This window comes from Mesorhizobium sp. M1E.F.Ca.ET.041.01.1.1 (assembly GCF_003997355.1).
Classification (GTDB): Bacteria; Pseudomonadota; Alphaproteobacteria; order Rhizobiales; family Rhizobiaceae; genus Mesorhizobium.
Genome location: NZ_RZSL01000062.1, coordinates 1 through 17,928, shown reverse-complemented (window position 1 = coordinate 17,928; position 17,928 = coordinate 1). Strand labels below are relative to the sequence as shown.

At 62.4% G+C, this 17,928-nt stretch carries 14 protein-coding genes and 1 pseudogene; 12 read left to right on the top strand and 3 right to left on the bottom strand.

Features of this window, described 5'->3' with window-relative positions; translation table 11 throughout:
- On the bottom strand, window positions 1-603 hold a 603-nt coding region (locus tag EOA38_RS08160), incomplete at its 3' end, for an isocitrate/isopropylmalate family dehydrogenase (protein WP_245480794.1).
- A gap of 259 nt (window positions 604-862) precedes the next feature.
- Window positions 863-1,027: pseudogene (locus tag EOA38_RS39045) on the bottom strand (branched-chain amino acid ABC transporter permease); the annotation flags it as partial.
- Between the two features lie 265 nt (window positions 1,028-1,292).
- On the opposite strand from EOA38_RS39045, the gene EOA38_RS08150 reads away from it, so the two are divergent.
- From EOA38_RS08150 to EOA38_RS08125, 5 genes are all read left to right on the top strand, one after another.
- Window positions 1,293-1,838, top strand: a complete 546-nt coding sequence (locus EOA38_RS08150; protein WP_189434549.1) for a cation-transporting P-type ATPase — start codon at window positions 1,293-1,295, stop codon at window positions 1,836-1,838.
- Entirely contained in the window at window positions 1,835-2,857 is a 1,023-nt protein-coding gene (locus EOA38_RS08145; protein ID WP_127298914.1) for an ABC transporter ATP-binding protein, read from the top strand. Before EOA38_RS08150 ends, EOA38_RS08145 begins: the two co-directional genes overlap by 4 nt.
- Before the next feature lie 685 nt (window positions 2,858-3,542).
- Entirely contained in the window at window positions 3,543-4,661 is a 1,119-nt protein-coding gene (gene dctP, locus EOA38_RS08135) for a TRAP transporter substrate-binding protein DctP (RefSeq protein ID WP_127298912.1), read from the top strand.
- Window positions 4,662-4,842: 181 nt separating this feature from the next.
- Entirely contained in the window at window positions 4,843-5,823 is a 981-nt protein-coding gene (locus EOA38_RS08130; protein ID WP_245480793.1) for a TRAP transporter small permease subunit, read from the top strand.
- A 178-nt stretch (window positions 5,824-6,001) separates the two neighbouring features.
- Window positions 6,002-7,195, top strand: coding sequence for a TRAP transporter large permease subunit (locus EOA38_RS08125; RefSeq protein WP_245480792.1), 1,194 nt, complete (start codon window positions 6,002-6,004; stop codon window positions 7,193-7,195).
- Between the two features lie 398 nt (window positions 7,196-7,593).
- On the opposite strand, the gene selD is transcribed toward EOA38_RS08125, so the two are convergent.
- Window positions 7,594-8,637 carry a selenide, water dikinase SelD gene (selD, locus tag EOA38_RS08115; protein WP_127298916.1) on the bottom strand — a complete coding sequence of 348 codons (1,044 nt, stop codon included), beginning with the start codon at window positions 8,635-8,637 and terminating at the stop codon, window positions 7,594-7,596.
- A 212-nt stretch (window positions 8,638-8,849) separates the two neighbouring features.
- On the opposite strand from selD, the gene fdnG reads away from it, so the two are divergent.
- The 7 genes from fdnG to selB all read left to right on the top strand — a co-directional run.
- The gene (fdnG, locus tag EOA38_RS08110) at window positions 8,850-11,936 is read left to right on the top strand and encodes a formate dehydrogenase-N subunit alpha (protein ID WP_127298910.1); all 3,087 of its coding nucleotides are present in this window, start codon (window positions 8,850-8,852) and stop codon (window positions 11,934-11,936) included.
- A 12-nt stretch (window positions 11,937-11,948) separates the two neighbouring features.
- Window positions 11,949-12,899: a formate dehydrogenase subunit beta gene (fdxH, locus tag EOA38_RS08105; RefSeq protein WP_127298909.1), complete on the top strand. Its 951-nt coding sequence runs from the start codon at window positions 11,949-11,951 to the stop codon at window positions 12,897-12,899.
- Window positions 12,886-13,590 (top strand): formate dehydrogenase subunit gamma, encoded by a 705-nt coding sequence (locus EOA38_RS08100; RefSeq protein WP_127298908.1) that lies wholly within the window; start codon window positions 12,886-12,888, stop codon window positions 13,588-13,590. The genes fdxH and EOA38_RS08100 overlap by 14 nt, the downstream gene beginning before the upstream one ends.
- Window positions 13,591-13,694: 104 nt before the next feature.
- The gene (gene fdhE / locus EOA38_RS08095) at window positions 13,695-14,612 is read left to right on the top strand and encodes a formate dehydrogenase accessory protein FdhE (protein ID WP_127298907.1); all 918 of its coding nucleotides are present in this window, start codon (window positions 13,695-13,697) and stop codon (window positions 14,610-14,612) included.
- A gap of 8 nt (window positions 14,613-14,620) precedes the next feature.
- Window positions 14,621-16,039 carry an L-seryl-tRNA(Sec) selenium transferase gene (selA, locus tag EOA38_RS08090; RefSeq protein ID WP_126090224.1) on the top strand — a complete coding sequence of 473 codons (1,419 nt, stop codon included), beginning with the start codon at window positions 14,621-14,623 and terminating at the stop codon, window positions 16,037-16,039.
- Window positions 16,026-16,814 (top strand): tetratricopeptide repeat protein, encoded by a 789-nt coding sequence (locus tag EOA38_RS08085; protein WP_127298906.1) that lies wholly within the window; start codon window positions 16,026-16,028, stop codon window positions 16,812-16,814. Before selA ends, EOA38_RS08085 begins: the two co-directional genes overlap by 14 nt.
- Window positions 16,811-17,928, top strand: a 1,118-nt coding sequence (gene selB, locus EOA38_RS08080) for a selenocysteine-specific translation elongation factor (protein ID WP_127298905.1), incomplete at its 3' end; no start/stop codon positions are given. The genes EOA38_RS08085 and selB, both read left to right, overlap by 4 nt.

Genomic DNA, 17,928 nt, shown 5'->3' with positions numbered 1-17,928 from the left:
GTCCCAGAGCACCATGCCATGGCGCTGCGCGTTCGACTTCGTAACGACGGTCAAGAGCTTGCGCGGGCGCGACATGGCAAGGTCGCAGGCAAACCGGGCGATCCGCTCGGTGCCGGCTCGGGTGAAGACAGCGACGTCCATGCCGACCTCGATCGGCAGGCCGCGATGGGCGCGGCCACCGACACCCGCATATTCGCCTTCGCTGTTCTCGCGTACGATCACCCAGTCTATTTGCTGGCCGAGTTCAGGCCGCAGTGGGCCGGTGAGGCCGGGCAAAAGGCGCGTCGGCCGAACATTGGCGTACTGGTCGAACCCTTGGCAGATGGCCAGGCGCAAACCCCACAGCGTGATGTCGTCCGGCAGGTTCGGGTCGCCGACCGAACCGAAATAGATCGCATCGAAGTCCTCGATCTGAGCCAGGCCGTCCTGCGGCATCATGCTGCCGTTGCGGCGATAGTAGTCCGAGCCCCAATCGAAGCGCTTGAACTCGAAGGTAAGGCCCGGTTCGACGGCAGCCAAAGCTTCCAGGACTTTGACTCCGGCTTCGACGACCTCGGGGCCGATGCCGTCACCGCCGATCACGGCGATCCTATGCAAGGACATTTTCAGCTTCCTTCTCGATGGCAGCGACGATGGCGCTGGTCATTCCTTCGGTGTTGGTGGTTCCGCGTATGTCGCCCGTGCGCGTTTCGGGCCGCGCGAGCACGGCTACGGTCGCTCTTGCCATGATCGATGATGCGGCGACGCCTCGGTTGTGGCCGAGCCATTCCAGCAGCATGCGGGTGGATTCGATCATCGCATAAGGATTGACGATATAAGGCGAAGGCCCCGCCATCGCCATGCCGAATATCAGCCCAACGGCGAAGGGCAGTTCCCACTGCACCATGGCGATCGCCACGCCGTAGCTGCCGAGGCCGTAGAATACCGAATTGCCGAAAGGGGCGTAGCCGGCATAGCCGCCGATGATGTTCCAGCCTTGCGCCAGCACGGCAAGCAGCAGCGCGTTGATGCCGAACTGGACCAGAACATGGCGCCGAAGGAGGTCTGATCCCGGAGCTTTACTTCACCGATCTGGCCTCCCTTCGTAAGCCTGTCCTAGCAGCGGCTCCGGCAGGACGATGGTCCCGGTTCACGCAACGCTCTGAGCTCTCCAGCGCATCTATCGCGCAGCCTGCCTGCTTAAGCTCGGATCGTAAATTCTCCCGGCCTTGATGCCGATCAAGGGGGCGCGCGGCCTTCTTCGCTATCAAATCGTGATGATCGAGAACTCAACCTCCCCAACGTGGCGCGGCGTGGGCGAGCCCTATTGGTCGCGACCGGCTATCGAGGTGCTGCAGGAATGCCGCTCTCGGCCTACCGAGCTGACTGCGACCGCGGCGCGCAACGGGCTTTCGCGCCTCGGGCCAAACACGTTCGCCGGTCATCCGCGAGAACAAGCGCTGGCGGTCCTGTTGCGGCGGTTTCGCAATCCGCTGGTTCTGGTCCTGATCGTCGCGGCGATCGTTACCGGTGTTGTCGGTGAAGGCCGCGAGGCCGTCATCATCGGAGCAATCATCCTAGCGAGTTGCGGTCTCGGCTTCAGTCAATACAACGCCTCTCGCGCGGCCGACGCGTTGAAGCAGCGCATCACGATCGCCCATGCCCTGGTCTCGGAATGGTCGAAGAGGCTCTTCTTCGAGCACGACCGGCACCACCGGGGACCACGCCGGCGAGCAAGGCATGGCCGAGCGACAGTCCCGGGCCTGATTGAGGATGCCCGTTCAGCTGGTCACCGACAGGGTGCGTTGCCCTTATCGGTTGGACCGGAAATGGAGGCGACGGAGGCGCATCGAAGGTGAGCAGAGTTTTCGCGACAATTGCGCGGCGCTTCATCCCGTTTGAGCCGATGGCCGACGTGATGCGCCCTGGCGAGAAGTTTCCCGGCTTTGTCCGGCGCGCCAGCGGCATGCATCAGGTCTATGTCAGCGTGATCGCAATTTTGGTTGCCTTGGCCAATTTTATCCCCATCGACCTGCAGAGACGGATCGTCGATGTGGCGATTGCCGACAAGAACGTACGGGCGCTTCTGGCGCTCGGCAGCCTGTATCTTGCGGCTATACTCCTGCATGCGGGGCTGAAATACGCCCTGATCGTCTATCAGGGATGGGTCGGGGAGAGCGTGGTGAAGACGGCCCGCGACCAACTCGCTGTCGTCGCCACGCAGAGGTCCGCGCGCGAGCATGCAAGGAGTGGCCAGACCGCCGGCATCATCGGCAACGAGATCGACTATGTTGGCGCATTTGTCGGCACCAGCATCTCTGAATGCGTCGTCAACGTCACGATAATGATCTCCGTCATATCTTACATGATCTACATGCAGCCGGTGATCGCTCTGGTCAGCGGCGTGTCACTTCTGCCGCAGATCCTGCTTGCGCTTTACATGCAGAAGGACCTGAACACACTCGTGGAACGGCAGGTCGCGCTGGTCCGAAAGCTTGGCAACCAGGCAGTCAATTCCTTCGCCAGTCACTCGACGAAGCGCCGAGCAGCCTTTCGCACCATACGCACGATCTTCAGCAACCGCATCGAATTCTATTTGTTGAGGTTCGGGCTGAAGACGTCAATGAATGTAGCCAACGCGATGGGGTCGCTGATGGTCCTGATCGTTGGCGGCTATCTTGTGATCCGCGGGCAGACGACGATCGGCACGATCGTCGCCTTCATTTCGGGCTTCCAACGCTTGTCGGAACCCACGGGAGAACTTCTCGACTTCTATCGCAACTATTCGCAAGCGAAAGTGCAATTCCGGATGATCATCCAGTGGGTCGACGGCGATCATCCCGCGCAGGCCCAACATTCCGCGCACAGCCAGAATTGATCGATGATCTTGCCAGCCGGCCTGTTGCGGGGACTGGTGCTCCGCTTAGGGTAAAGCCACTAGACTAGGACGGCTTCAGGCGGAGCTGTCCCCTTGAGCACCGCTTCGCGTTGCACCGCTGGCTGGAGACGCCCCTCGTCGAGGGACACGACCGGCCTTCGCCTTACGGCTGCGCCAACCGCGATCCGAACGGACGAAGGCTTCCAGCATGTGCGGGATCAGGGCTGCGATCCGAACGCCAGCATTGCCTTAGCCATCGAGGCGGCGGTCAGCACCGCTGGCGGCATGCTGCTTCAATGCAGACCGGGACCATGGAGTGCAGTCACCTGGCCAACATTCCGGCCTGAGCAGCAAGGACGGAAGTCACGCCGAGCGCTGGATCAGCAGGAGGAACGCGGCGTTTACCAGACGATGACCCGCTCACGGATGGATTTATTGAAGCCGCACGGGCATACTATGGTTCGGACGTCCAGCGATTGAAAATGGTCGCGCCGCGCTATGTTACTTGTAAGCTGCACGGTTTCCTTTCGCACTCGTTTGCGGCGCTGGCAATTCGGCCGGAAGCGATTGCGAAAATGGGCAGCTCTGAATCACCAAAAGGAACATCCTTGTGTCATTGGTTTTAAGTCTTTGAGACCGGCGGCGGGCCCATCATTTGTCCGCTCGCCGAACAGGGAGGAAGGCAATGGACGGAGAATCGCGTTCCCAATCAAGGCGAAGATTTCTGAAGACGAGTGGACTTGTCGCTGGGCTGGCGGCGACGGCGGTTACCGCTCCCTGGGTTCGAAGGGCCGGAGCCGCCGACACAATCACCTGGAAAATTCAAACCTCGTGGCCGGCAGGTGTCGGACTTGAAACTTTCCAGAACTGGTGTGGCACCATCAAGGAAAAGACTGGAGGACAACTCGAATTTCAGCCGTTCAAGGCCAAGGATATCGTAGGTGACTTCGAACTCCTCGACGGGGTGAAGAACGGCGTCCTGGAGGCGATGAACTCGTTTTCACTTTACTGGGCCGGAAAGCTTCCCGCCGCAGCGTTCCTGTCCTCTTACACGATGGGGCTACGCTATCCGCACGAATGGGACATCTTTTTCTATTCGAAAGGTGGTCTGCAGGCCGCGCGCGACCTTTATGCCAAACAAGGTCTTTACTACGTCAACCGCATTCATCACGGCCCGAACATCATCCACTCAAAGACACCGATCCGCTCGATCGAGGATTTCAGGGATCTGAAGCTGCGCGTACCGGGCGGAATGATCGCAGAGACATTCGCGAAAGCCGGCGCCAAGACGACGCTGCTGCCGGGCGGCGAGGTGTTCTCAGCGCTGGAGAAAGGCACGATCGATGCGGCCGACTACACGGGCCCGGCGGTAAACTGGGCGCTCGGCTTCCAGCAGGTGACCAAATACATTTCCATGGGGCCGCCCGGACTGATGTCGGTGTATCAGCCCGTCGACCTGATGGATTTCGCCGTCAACATGAATGTCTGGAACCAAATCCCGGACAACCTCAAGAAGTTCGTCGAAGACGAAATCCAAGTCTATTCGAACACCCATTTCGGGGCCATCCAGAAGGCCGACATGGAGGCTTGGCACAAATTCACCGACGCGGGCATTGAAATCAACCGGCTTGGCGCGGAAGACCTCCAGAAGTTCCAGGAAATCGCGGTGCCGATCTGGTTCGAATGGGCCAACAAGGACAAGGACGCGGCGCGCATCTTCAAGCTGCAGCTTGAGGTGATGGAGAACCCGACTCTCGGCTACGTAACGCCGGACATGTATCAGGGGCTGTCGATCAATCTCTGAGGCTCTCCGCGCCCGTCCTGTTCGGGCGGGCGCACTCTCCTTCAAGAGGCAGTCGCCGATGCCCTCACTCACATTTGTGCTGCCGCACTGGCTCTACTGGTCGAGCCTCGTGGTCTTTCCGCTTGCCGCGGTCTTCTTCGTCTATCGCGAGCGGGCTCGACGCGACGCCGGCCGAGCCAATTTGTTCCTCGCCTATTTCTTCCTGGTCACTGCCGGTTTTCTCGGGATGCACCGTTTCTACCTGAAGAGCCGCTGGGGGTTCTTGTTCATCCCGTTCTTCGTCGCCGTTCTCTGGACCAGTGCCCAGGTGCGGGATGGACGCGAAGCATTGTCGCTGGCTCGATCCCAAGCGGAGCATGCCGAAAGGGTCCTGACGCAAACCAGGGCCGATGTCACATCCGGCAAGAGCGGTGCCGCCGGTCGCCTTGCGAAGGCCGAGGCGGATGCGGTGACGGCTCACGGCAATGACGCTGCTGCCATTGCTGGACTCGCCCGCTCGAACACCCTTGCCCGAATTGCCGGAATTCTCCTCGGCCTCGTTCTCGCGGGCGACGTCTTTCTGATGCCAGGCCTGGTTCGCCGCGCTCGCGAACGTGAGGTCCAACCGGCCCCAACCGACACCCATCCGCTGGTGACTGATGTACCCGCCACGCCGGTCAAAGCTCCGCTCGCTGTTTTCCGGCCCGTTGATCGGCTGGTAAGAGTGACGGGCGAGTTGGTCGCCTACTGGTCAGTGCTCGCGGTCATCGCCTATTATTACGAGGTCGTGGCCCGTTACGTCTTCAACTCGCCGACGAACTGGGTGCATGAGAGCATGTTTCTCATGTTCGGCATCCAGTACATGCTGGCGGGAGCCTATGCCTATCGCGACGAGACCCATGTCAGGGTAGACATCGTCTACAGCCACCTCTCCGAACGCGGTCGGGCCATCTGCGACATCATCACCTCGGCCTTCTTCTTCCTGTTCACCGGCACCATGCTGGTCACAGGGTGGCGATTTGCGAGCGATGCCATGGCGGTTGGCGAACGCTCGTTCACCGAATGGGGCATTCAATACTGGCCGGTGAAGCTCGCAATCCCCATCGGGGCGGCGCTCCTGTTGCTTCAGGGTGTGTCCCGGTTGATGCGAGACATCGCCACCGCGTTCGGAAGGATTGGCTGAGCGATGGGTCTCGAGCTTCCGATCCTGTGGCTCAGCATATTGATGTTCGGTGGTCTGGGCGTGCTTTTGCTGCTCGGATTGCCGATGGCCTTTTGCACCGGCAGCCTTGCCGTGCTTTTCCTCTTTCTGTTCGGCAATTCGGCCATGCTGAACATGCTCGTCTCGGGTCTTCCCATTCATGACGGATTATCAGCTCTCGGCGGTGCCGCTTTTCATCTTCATGGCCGCGATTCTCGAGAAGGCGGGCATCATCGAGGAGCTGTTCGACGTCGTCTACAAATGGCTGGGCGGACTGAAAGGCGGGCTCGCCTCGGCCACGGTCATCTCCTGCACGCTGCTGGCCGCGATGGTCGGCGTGGTCGGAGCGACGGAAGTGACGATGGGCATGATCGCGCTGCCTGCCATGCTGCGCCGCAACTACGACGCCAAGCTCGCTTGCGGCTCGCTTCTTGCCGGCGGGACCCTTGGCATTCTCATACCCCCTTCCGTCATGGCGATCGTCTATGCCGTCGTGGCGCAGCAGTCGCTGGGCGAGCTCTTGATCGGGTCGGTGTTTCCCGGGTTGCTGCTGTCCGGAATGTACGTCGCCTACGTGACGACGCGCTGTTACATCAACCCCAAGCTCGGCCCGGCGTTGCCACCGAACGAACGCATCGCATTCGCCGCAAAACTCAAGCTTTTGCGCCGCACGTTCATGCCGATATTGCTGATCCTGCTTGTGCTCGGGGTCATCTTCATGGGCATTGCCACGCCGGTCGAAGCTGCAGGCATCGGCACGTTCGGTGCCTTCATCGTCTGTGCCGCGCATCGGCGCCTCACCTGGGACACGATCCGGGAAGCCGGTGTCGCGACGCTCAAGGCCACGGCGATGGTCATGTGGATATTCTTCGGCGCCACCATGTTCGTCGGCTTCTTCATCTTGAAGGGTGGGCAGAACTTCGTTGCCGAATCCATACTCGGAACAGGCTTGGCGCCTTACGGCGTTCTTGTTCTGATGATGATCATCCTGTTCGTCCTCGGCATGTTTCTGGACTGGGTGGGCATCCTCCTTCTGACCGTACCGATCTTCCTGCCCATTTTAAAAACGCTTCAATTCGGCGGCACTTTCGGGTTAGCCGGCGTAGCTCCTGAAGATGTGCCGCTTTGGTATGGCGTCATTTTCATGGTCAACATGCAGATGGCGTTCCTGAGCCCACCGTTCGGCTATTCGCTGTTTTACCTGAAGAGTGTTGCGCCGCCGGAGATATCGATGGCGACAATCTTCCGATCCGCGGTCCCCTTCTTGTGCCTGCAGGCGATCGGAGTAGGACTGTGCATCGTGTTCCCCTCGATCGTCATATGGCTGCCGAAGGTCATGTACGGAGGCAATTGACCGCATTTGCGGCTTTCGTCATTCGACGCTCGCGATCAGTCTTGGTTATCTCGCCTACGCGGCCGGGCGACGTCGATTTCACGGTGGGTGCGAGCCTTGCCAATCTCGGGCCTGACCGCGTGGCAGGGACTGTTCCAGCATAGTCGTCTTCAGGCGGGGCAGAGCGTCCTCGCGCACGGCGCGGCGTACTGCACTGCTGGGGCCGAAGTGGAATTGCAGCTTTCCGGCTTCGTAACTAACATTCAGACGGTTAAAGCGTGTCGCGATCTTTCAGATTCGCTCCCTGCGCTTTAAACTATTGATTTTACGCATGTCTTTGTCCCGAAACCGGGTCCCACTTTCGGGAGACATGCTTTAACCTGCCGGTTTGGGGTCGTGAACTGACCCCATCCTGACATTCATTCCTCGATCGTTACGACAGGTCGCCCGCGCTCGACCCGTCCGATCACTCTAGCCGACGGATAGCCACGCGCGACGATTGTCTCGGCCAGTGCATCGGCGTTGTCACAAGCGATCAGCAGCCCACCGGAAGTCTGCGGGTCGGTAAGAAGATGACGCCGCCATTCCGGCATGCCATTGGACAGCCGCACCGCATCGCCGTAACTCGCCCAATTGCGGCGCGATGCGCCAGTGACGAAGCCTTGTTCCGCGAGTGATGCGGCCTGTGCAAAGACGGGAACGTCTTGGTCGCGGATCACGAGTGCGCAGCCGGAGCCGCGCGCCATCTCGAGGGCGTGTCCGATCAAGCCGAAGCCGGTCACATCCGTGATCGCATGCACGCTCGCGTCCGCGGCGAGGTCGGCCCCAATCCGATTGAGAAGGGTCGTCGAAGCAATCATCTCTTCATAGCCGCCGCGCGGTAACGCCTGCCTTTTGATGGCCGCGGAATAGATTCCGACGCCGAGTCCTTTGGTCAGGATCAAGGCATCTCCCGGCCTGGCTTCCGAATTGCGCCGGATGTCCGCCGGCCGGCAGGTGCCGATCACGGCAAGCCCATAGATCGGTTCCGGCGTGTCGATCGAATGGCCGCCAGCGACCGGTATTCCGGCGGTGGCGCAAATATCGCGGCCGCCCTTCAGGATTTCCCGCACGGTGTGTGTCGGCAGCTTGTCGAGAGGCATTCCGAGGATGGCCAGGGCCATGATCGGACGTCCGCCCATTGCGTAGATGTCGGAGAGGGCGTTGGTCGCGGCGATGCGGCCGAAGTCGTACGGATCGTCCACCATCGGCATGAAGAAATCGGTGGTCGCGAGCACGCAGGTCGTGTCGTCCATCTGCCAGACCGCGGCATCATCTCCGGTTTCTGTGCCGACAAGGAGCTGCCGAAAGGGATTTGATTGCGCCTGCTCTGCGAGAAGTTGCTGCAGGACCGAGGGCGCCAGCTTACAGCCGCAACCGCCGCCATGAGCAAGGCTGGTCAGGCGCGGAGGTGCTTCGGTGATATCGCCCCGCAACGCGGGAGCCGTTTCCAACACCACGCCACACTGTAGTGTCACATTCCGAAAAGCGTCAATCGCATTTTCCTGTGCGAACCATTTGCCGACTCCGATCTGCGCTCTAAGTGTTTGACATTGCGCCAATTCGGCTCAAAATGGCGTGCATATCCTTGGTTCTGGATGCCCCCAATGGGCATGGAATTCGGGAGGAACTCCAGATGAATCTTGAACTCTCACGGCGCGCGTTGCTGCAGACGGCAGGCGCGGGTCTCGCCGGCACGGCGTTAGGGGCTTTCGGCTTCGCCGACATCGAGGCCGCGCATGCGGCGGCGATACGGTCCTTCAAGCTCGCCAACACGACCGAGACGCGCAACACCTGCCCGTACTGCTCGGTGGCCTGCGGCATAATCCTGTATTCGAAAGGCGATCTCAGGAAGGGCGAAAAGGCCGACATCACTCATATCGAGGGCGATACCGACCACCCGACCAATCGCGGCACTCTGTGCCCCAAGGGGTCGGCTCTGCTCGGTTTCGTGAAATCTCCGACCCGCCTGCAGCATCCGATGGTCCGCAAGCCCGGATCCGACAAGTTCGAGCCGATTAGCTGGGAAGACGCGCTCGGTCGCATCGCCCGATTGATGAAGGACGATCGCGACAAGAACTTCGTCGCGAGGAACAATGACGGCGTGACGGTCAACCGGTGGATCTCCACCGGATTCCTTGCCGCCTCGGCTTCGACCAATGAAACCGCGTTCGCGACCTACAAGGTGGTGCGCAGCGCGGGAATGCTGGTGTTCGACAACCAGGCGCGTGTCTGACACGGTCCGACGGTGGCGAGTCTCGCCCCAACATTCGGCCGTGGCGCAATGACCAATTCCTGGACCGACATCAGGAATACGGATCTGGTTGTGATCATGGGCGGCAATGCTGCGGAAGCGCATCCTTGCGGCTTCAAATGGGTCACGGAAGCGAAAGCCAACCGCGGCGCCAAGCTTATCGTCATCGACCCGCGCTTCACGCGCTCGGCTTCGGTGTCGGACCTTTACGCACCGATCCGCCAGGGAACGGACATCGCCTTCCTGCTCGGCCTGATCAACTACTGTATCCAGCACGACAAGGTGCAATGGGACTATGTGAAGGCCTTCACCAACGCGACCTATGTCGTCAAGGAGGGTTTCACCTACAAGGACGGCCTCTTCTCCGGCTATGACGAGACGAAGCGGGACTACGACAAGTCCAGTTGGGACTATGACATAGGTCCGGACGGCTTTGCCGTCGTCGACGAGACGCTGCAGAATCCACGCTGCGTCTGGAACCTCCTGAAGAACCACGTCTCCGTCTATGCGCCGGAGATGGTCGAGCGCATCTGCGGCACGCCGAAGGAGAAGTTCCTGAAGGTGGCCGCGATGGTCGCGGAGACCTCTTCGCCGACCAAGGCGATGACGTCGATGTACGCGCTCGGCTGGACCCAGCACTCGAAGGGCTCGCAGAACATCCGCGCCATGGCGATGCTGCAGCTTGTTCTCGGCAATATCGGCATTCGCGGCGGCGGCATGAATGCGCTGCGCGGCCATTCGAACATCCAGGGGCTGACCGACCTCGGGCTGATGTCGAACCTGCTGCCCGGCTATCTCACGCTGCCGACGCAGAAGGAGCCGGATCTGGCGGCCTACATGTCGACGCGCGGTTTCAAGCCGCTGCGGCCGAACCAGATGAGCTATTGGCAGAACTACAAGAAGTTCTTCGTCAGCTTCCAGAAGTCGATGTGGGGCGATGCGGCAACGCCGGAGAACGACTTCGCCTATGACTACCTGCCGAAGCTCGACTTGCCGGGCTACGACCTGCTGCGCGCTTTCGAACTCATGCACCAGGGCAAGATGAACGGCTATTTCTGCCAGGGCTTCAACCCGCTGCAGGCGGCCCCGAACAAGAAGAAGGTGATCGAGTCCCTTTCGAAGCTCAAATTCCTCGTCATCATGGATCCGCTGGACACGGAGACGGGGCGGTTCTGGGAGAACCATGGGCCGTATAACGATGTCGATCCGACGAAGATCCAGACGGAAGTCTACCAGCTGCCCTCGACCTGCTTCGCCGAAGACGACGGCTCGCTGGTCAATTCAGGGCGCTGGCTGCAGTGGCATTGGGCCGGCGGCACGCCCCCCGGCGAAGCCAAGCGCGATACCTGGATCATGGCGCAGCTCCATCTGCGCCTGAAGGAGCTCTACGCCAAGGAAGGCGGCGCTTTCCCCGATCCGATCGTCAAGCTCAACTGGCCTTATGCCGATCCCGGCGATCCGAAGGCCGAGGAGCTGGCCCAGGAGATCAACGGCCGGGCACTCGCAAGGGTGACCGACACGGCCGACCCGACGAAGGTGCTGGCCGAGGCCGGCAAGCTGCTGCCGGCCTTTGCCGCGCTGCGTGACGACGGCTCGACCGCCTGCGGCTGCTGGATCTATTCCGGCTGCTTCAACGAGAACGGCAACAACATGGCAAGGCGCGATACGTCCGATCCGGACGACGCCGGTTTCTACTCGAAATGGGCGTTCTCATGGCCTGCCAACCGCCGCATCCTCTACAACAGGGCGTCGGCTGACCTCACCGGAAAACCTTGGGATCCGAGCCGCAAAGTGATCGCATGGGACGGCCAGAAATGGTCGGGTTACGACGTACCTGATATTGTGCCGACCGCGAAGCCCGATCAGGTCGGCCCGTTCATCATGAACCCGGAAGGCGTCTCGCGTCTCTTTACCCGGGGCATGATGCGCGACGGACCGTTCCCGGCCCATTACGAGCCGTTCGAGTCGCCGATCGTCAATCCGGTCGCGCCCAAAGTCCGCGGCAATCCGGCCGCCCGTGTATTCGAGGGCGACATGGCCCAGTTTGCCGAAGCGGCTTCCAAGGAGTTCCCCTATGCGGCGACCTCCTACCGCCTGACCGAGCATTTCCACTTCTGGACCAAGCACGTCATCGTCAATGCGGTGATGCAACCGGAGTTCTTCGTGGAGATTTCGGAACAGCTTGCAGCCGAGAAGGGGATCACCAAGGGCGGCTGGGTGCGCGTCTGGTCGAAGCGCGGTTCGGTCGTGGCGAAGGCCATGGTGACCAAGCGGATCAAGCCGCTCACCTGCGACGGCAAGATCGTCCATATCGTCGGCATTCCGCTGCACTGGGGCTTCACCGGAGCGGCGAAGAAAGGCTTCGGCCCGAACATGCTCACTCCCTTTGTCGGTGACGCCAATATCGAGACGCCCGAGTACAAGGCGTTCCTGGTCAATATCGAGCCCGCACCAGGGCCGGTGGCATAGGAGGAGCGAGCGATGTTCCCTCCCCTTCCAAACCCTTCGACAACGGACACTGCGCCGCGTCTTTCCGAGAAGGACCTCATCCGCCGCTCGGCGTCGACCGTGCCTGCCCCCGAGCAGCGGTTGACGGAAGTCGCCAAGCTCATCGATGTCTCGAAATGCATCGGCTGCAAGGCCTGCCAGACGGCCTGCATCGAATGGAACGACACGCCCCCGCCGGTCGGCGTCTTCGACGGCGCCTTCGAGAACCCTCCCGACCTGACGCCGGACATGTTCACGCTGATGCGCTACAGCGAATGGGACAATCCCGAGACCAACGAGCTCGAATGGCTGATCAGGAAGGACGGCTGCATGCACTGCGCCGATCCGGGCTGCCTCAAGGCCTGCCCGGCGCCGGGCGCGATCGTGCAGTATTCGAACGGCATCGTCGATTTCGTCCACGAGAACTGCATCGGCTGCGGCTACTGCATCAAGGGCTGCCCGTTCAACATCCCGCGCATCTCCAAAGTCGACCACACGGCCTATAAATGCACGCTCTGCTCAGACCGCGTCGCGGTCGGCCAGGGCCCGGCCTGCGCAAAGGCGTGCCCAACCCAGGCGATCGTCTTCGGCACCAAGGACGAGATGAAAGGCTGGGCCGCCAAGCGCGTCGAGGACTTGAAGTCGCGCGGCTTCGCCAATGCCGGCCTTTACGATCCGCCGGGCGTCGGCGGGACACATGTGATGTATGTGCTGCACCATGCCGACCAGCCGGAACTCTACTCGGGCTTGCCGAAGGACCCGAAGATCAGTCCGCTGGTGGAGGCATGGAAAGGTGTGACCAAATATGCGGGCCTCACGGTCTTGGGCGTGGCGGCCGGCGTCGGCTTGCTTCACCATTTGATCATGGGACCCAACAGGGTGTCCGAAGCGGATGAGGAGCACGCCGAAGAGCTGACGGAAGGCGACAGCCATGGCCGCCGATGACGTGAAGCCGAACGAACAGATCCATCCCGGCAAGCCAGTTATCGTAGATCGGTACACGGTGGGCGCGCGGATCAACCACTGGATCACGGCGGCCAGCCTGATCCTGCTCGCCCTGTCCGGCCTTGCGATGTTTCACCCGAGCCTGTTCTTCCTGTCCGGACTTTTCGGCGGCGGCCAGTTCACGCGCTTCATCCATCCATGGATCGGTGTCGTGCTCTTCTTCAGCTTCCTCGGGCTGTTCCTTCGCTTCTGGAAGGCCAACCTGTGGCAGCGCGAGGACGGAACGTGGCTCGCCCGTTTCCGCGACGTGCTGGCCAACCACGAGGACAATGCTCCTGAGGTCGGCAAGTACAATGCCGGCCAGAAGCTCGTCTTCTGGTCAATGTCGGTGCTGATTGTGATCCTCATCTCCAGCGGATTGGTGGCTTGGGATCAATATTTCGCCCAGTATACGACAATCGATCAGAAGCGCGTGGCCATACTTGTCCACTCCATCGCGGCGGTGGCCATCATCGGCGTCTGGATCGTCCATTTCTACTCGGCCATCTGGGTGCGCGGCACCATCCCCGCCATGACGCGAGGACGGGTGACCGGCGGCTGGGCCTGGCGGCATCACCGCAAATGGCTGCGGGAACTCGTCACCAAATCGAGCAAGGGAGCAGGACCCTCGGGATCGAAGCCCGCCGGATAGAGCGGGCGCTGGCGGGATGACTTTTCCGCCCTAGTTCTGTGTTTGCGCATGATTTTGTGCGCCGGTCAGGCAGCCACGTGGCCCGTGCGGTTCGTGAGGTTCGAATGCCAAGACAGATCATTCCGGCCGGTTCGGACCCCACCGCCATCGGCGAAGTCTCTGCCCCTCCCTTTGCCCGCCTTCCCGAGCCTTCGCTTCTGTTTTCTCGCCGCGCTGAGCGGTGGAACGCGCTGGCCGCGGGCCATGAGCTGGGTCCCTATCTTCGCTTCCTTGCCGCTCTCGCCGATGTGCAGCATCGCATTCAGGAAGGCTTAGCGGAGCCGGAGATGCCTGATGTCGCAGTACGCGAGCGCGCGCGCAGCTTTGGAATGCCGCCGCTCGACCGCAGCAACCTGGCATTCGACACGATCGCCGAGACGCTCGACCGCCTGGTCGTCGCGGCGTCGGAGATCAAGAAGCCGGTCTTCGCGGCCGATGCGCTGGACCGTTTGAAGCAGGCCACTCCGGCGAAGCGCGGTGGCATGGTACGCAATGTGCTCGCGAATGCGATTCCGATGGAGGCGCTCGCGGAGCATGTCTATGTCTCAGCCGCGCTACAGGTTAACTTCGCTCGCCTCGCCGCCCGCCTCGATGCCCGCGCGCTGGTGGCGGTAGGCGACGGCGCATGCCCCGCCTGCGGCAGCCCGCCGACATCCTCGATCATCGTCGGTTGGCAGGGCGCTCATGGGGCGCGGTTCTGCGCATGCTCGCTATGCAGCACGCTGTGGAACTACGTGCGCATCAAATGCACGCTGTGCGGCTCGACGAAGGGCATCGGCTACCAGGAGATCGACGGCGGGTCGGGCACGGTGAAGGCCGAGACCTGCGATTCCTGCAGCTGCTATGTAAAGATCCTTCATCAGCATCAGGATCCCGGCCTCGATCCCGTTGCCGACGACGTGGCGACGCTTGGGCTCGACATCCTCGTCCGCGAGGGTGGCTATCGCCGCGGATCCTTCAATCCGTTCCTCATAGGCTATTGAGGTGCGCGATGACCAGTCTGCCCACAAGCCGCCTGCGCGATCTCCCGTCAGTCGATCGCGTGCTGAGGACCCCGCTCGCGGCCGCGGCGGTCGAGCGCTTCGGCCAGCAGTCCACGACGCGCGCCATCCGCGATGCGCTGGAAGAAGCACGGGCGGCTTGCCGTACCGGAACTGAAGTGCCCGAGCCGAGCGATCTCGCGGCCGACGCGCTCCTCCGCCTCAAGGCCGCCGAGCGCCCATCGCTGCGCCCGGTTTTCAACCTGACCGGCACCGTGCTGCACACCAATCTCGGCCGTGCACTGATCGCGAACGAAGCTTTGGAGGCGATGCGCGCTGCCATGAGTGAAGCAGTGGCGCTCGAATTCGACATCGGGACCGGCAGACGCGGCGAACGTGACGATCATCTGCGGGCCCTCATATGCGAGCTCACCGGGGCCGAGGACGCAACCGTCGTCAACAACAACGCGGCCGCGGTGCTTCTCGTCCTCAACACGCTGTCGCTTGGCCGCGAGGCCGTCGTGTCACGCGGCGAGCTGATCGAGATTGGCGGCTCGTTCCGCATGCCGGACATCATGACGCGCTCAGGCGCGAAGCTCGTTGAAGTTGGGACCACCAACCGTACGCATCCCAAGGACTATCTGTCGGCCATCGGTCCGGCGACCGGGGTCGTCTTCAAGGTGCACACGTCGAACTACCGGATCGATGGGTTCACGGCGGAGGTCTCTGCGCGCGAGCTTTCGGCGATCGCCAAGGAGCGCGGGGTGCCTCTCGTCCACGATCTCGGCTCGGGCACGCTCATCGATCTTGCCCAATACGGCCTCAAGCACGAACCCACCGTGCGCGAGGCGATTGCGGACGGCGCCGAGCTCGTCACCTTCTCGGGCGACAAGCTGCTCGGAGGACCGCAGGCCGGTTTCATCGTCGGCCGGAAGGATCTTCTTGACGAGGTCAACCGAAACCCGATGAAGCGGGCGCTTCGCCTCGACAAGCTCCGCCTGGCCGCGCTGGAGGCGACGCTGAAGCTCTACCGCAATCCGGATCGCTTGGTGGAACGTCTGCCGACGCTGAGGCTGCTCGCGCGCCCCGCTGTTGATATTGCCGCGCAGGCCCGGCGCCTCGCTCCCGTACTTTCCAATGTTCTGGGCGATGAATTTGTAGTGGAGGTGGTGGACTGCCGAAGCCAGGTCGGATCGGGCGCATTACCACTCGACACCCTGCCGAGCGCCGGGCTTGCCATCAGCCACCAATCGGGAAGCGGTCAAGCCCTGGAAATGCTTGCGGCGGCATTGCGGGCGCTGCCCGTTCCGGTGATCGGACGCATCGAAAAGCAGGCACTCATGCTCGATCTGCGCTGCCTCGAAGACGAGGCCGGCTTGGCGGCCAATCTTGCGAGCTTCCCTCCAGGAGGCGGTGGTGCGGTGGCTTGATCGTCTGGCGCGCAAACCGGCCCGGACATCCGCTGCTGACCAGTTGGCGGTCGCCATCGACGCTGCCAAGCGGGGCGACTACGCCACGGCTCTCGGCATCTGGGAGCCGCTGGCGCGGTCGGGATCGGCTCGCGCCCAAAACAATATCGGCGCCTGCTTCGCCGAGGGGCTCGGCGTCGAACGAGACAGCGATCTCGCCTTCCGCTGGCTGGCGCTCGCCGCCGAAGCCGGGGATCCGGTCGGGCAGCGGAACCTCGCCTCGCTCTGTTTCCGTGGCGAAGGCGTCGAACAGAATTACCGCCGCGCAGCCGAACTCTATCGCGCCGCGGCGGAGCAGGGCGACGGACCGGCGCAGGACATGTTGAGCTGGATGCTGCTCGAGGGTGAGGTGATCGAGCCTGACTTTGCCGAAGCGCGGCGTTGGGCGCTGGCTGCCGCCGCGCAGGGCATTGCATCGGCGATGACCCGTATCGGCATGCTCTGCCACAATGCCCTCGGCATGCCGCGCGATCCTGCCGAAGCGGTCCGCTGGTGGCGCAGAGCCGCGTTGCTCGGCGATACGGACGGTCAGGCCATGCTCGGCGCCGCCTGCCATCTCGGGGCTGGCGTTCCAGCCGACCCTGTCGAAGCCTATGCGTGGCTCCTGCGCGCGCAAGCAGGCGGCAGTGTAATCGCAGGCCGGTACGTGGACGCGGCGCGCGCTGCTCTCACCATGCGCGAAATCGCTGAGGCTGAACGCCGCGCTACGTTGCCGCTCGAGGAGCCTGCGCCATGATCGTCGGCACCGCGGGACATGTCGACCACGGCAAGACAGCGCTGGTGCAGGCGCTGACCGGCGTCGACACGGATCGGCTGCAAGAAGAGAAGGCGCGGGGCATGACGATCGATCTTGGCTTCGCCTATCTTCCGACGCCGAGCGGGGACGTGGTCGGCTTCATCGACGTTCCCGGCCACGAGCGCTTTGTGCATACGATGGTTGCCGGAGCCAGCGGCATCGATTTCGTGCTGCTGGTCGTGGCGGCCGACGACGGCGTCATGCCGCAGACGCGTGAGCATCTGGCGATCGTCGATCTCCTTGGCGTCAGTCGTGGGCTGGTCGTGCTCTCGAAATGCGATCTGGCCGATCCTTCACGACGTGCGGCTGTCGCCGCGGACATCCGCTCCGCCCTCGCGGGCAGTATCCTGGAACAGGCTGAGGTTATTCCCATTTCCGCCGTCACGGGAGAAGGCATCGACGACCTCCGACGCCTGCTGTTCGAAGAGGCATCGCGCTTTGCCAGGCGCTCAGCCTCGGGCCGCTTTCGATTGGCGGTCGACCGCTGCTTTACCCTGCGCGGCATCGGCACGGTCGTGACCGGCACCGTCCTTTCAGGCTCCGTCGGTGTCGGCGACAGCGTCGTGGTGAGCCCGTCGGGACTTGCCGCGCGCATTCGCTCGATCCACGCCCAGAACCGGGTGGCCGAGCGCGGCCTCGCCGGAACTCGTTGCGCGCTCAATCTGGCCGGCGACGGCGTCAGCAAGGAGGCAATCCGACGCGGAGATGTGATCCTCGATCCCGCGCTTCATGCGCCGACGGACAGGATTGACGCCGAGCTGCGTGTGCTGCGCAGCGAGCCAAAGCCGATCGGGCAATGGTTCCCGGTGCGGCTCCATCACGCCGCGACCGAGGTCGGGGCCAGGATCGTCCTTCTCGGCGAGGAGCCTATAGCACCCGGCGGCACGGCCAAGGTCCAGATTGTCCTGGAGAGCCCGATCGCCGCCGCTGCCGGCGACGCTTATGTAGTGCGCGACACGTCCGCGCAACGAACCATCGGCGGCGGGCGCTTCATCGACCTCAGGGCACCGAGCCGCAAACGCCGCTCGCCGGAACGGCTGGCCAGGCTCCAGGC

Excerpts from the sequence above, each read along its gene's own strand:
- fdhE (WP_127298907.1), top strand. The coding sequence starts at position 13,695 with ATGCCAAGACAGATCATTCCGGCCGGTTCGGACCCCACCGCCATCGGC.
- fdxH (WP_127298909.1), top strand. The coding sequence starts at position 11,949 with ATGTTCCCTCCCCTTCCAAACCCTTCGACAACGGACACTGCGCCGCGT.
- selA (WP_126090224.1), top strand. The coding sequence starts at position 14,621 with ATGACCAGTCTGCCCACAAGCCGCCTGCGCGATCTCCCGTCAGTCGAT.
- EOA38_RS08100 (WP_127298908.1), top strand. The coding sequence starts at position 12,886 with ATGGCCGCCGATGACGTGAAGCCGAACGAACAGATCCATCCCGGCAAG.
- dctP (WP_127298912.1), top strand. The coding sequence starts at position 3,543 with ATGGACGGAGAATCGCGTTCCCAATCAAGGCGAAGATTTCTGAAGACG.
- EOA38_RS08125 (WP_245480792.1), top strand. The coding sequence starts at position 6,002 with ATGACGGATTATCAGCTCTCGGCGGTGCCGCTTTTCATCTTCATGGCC.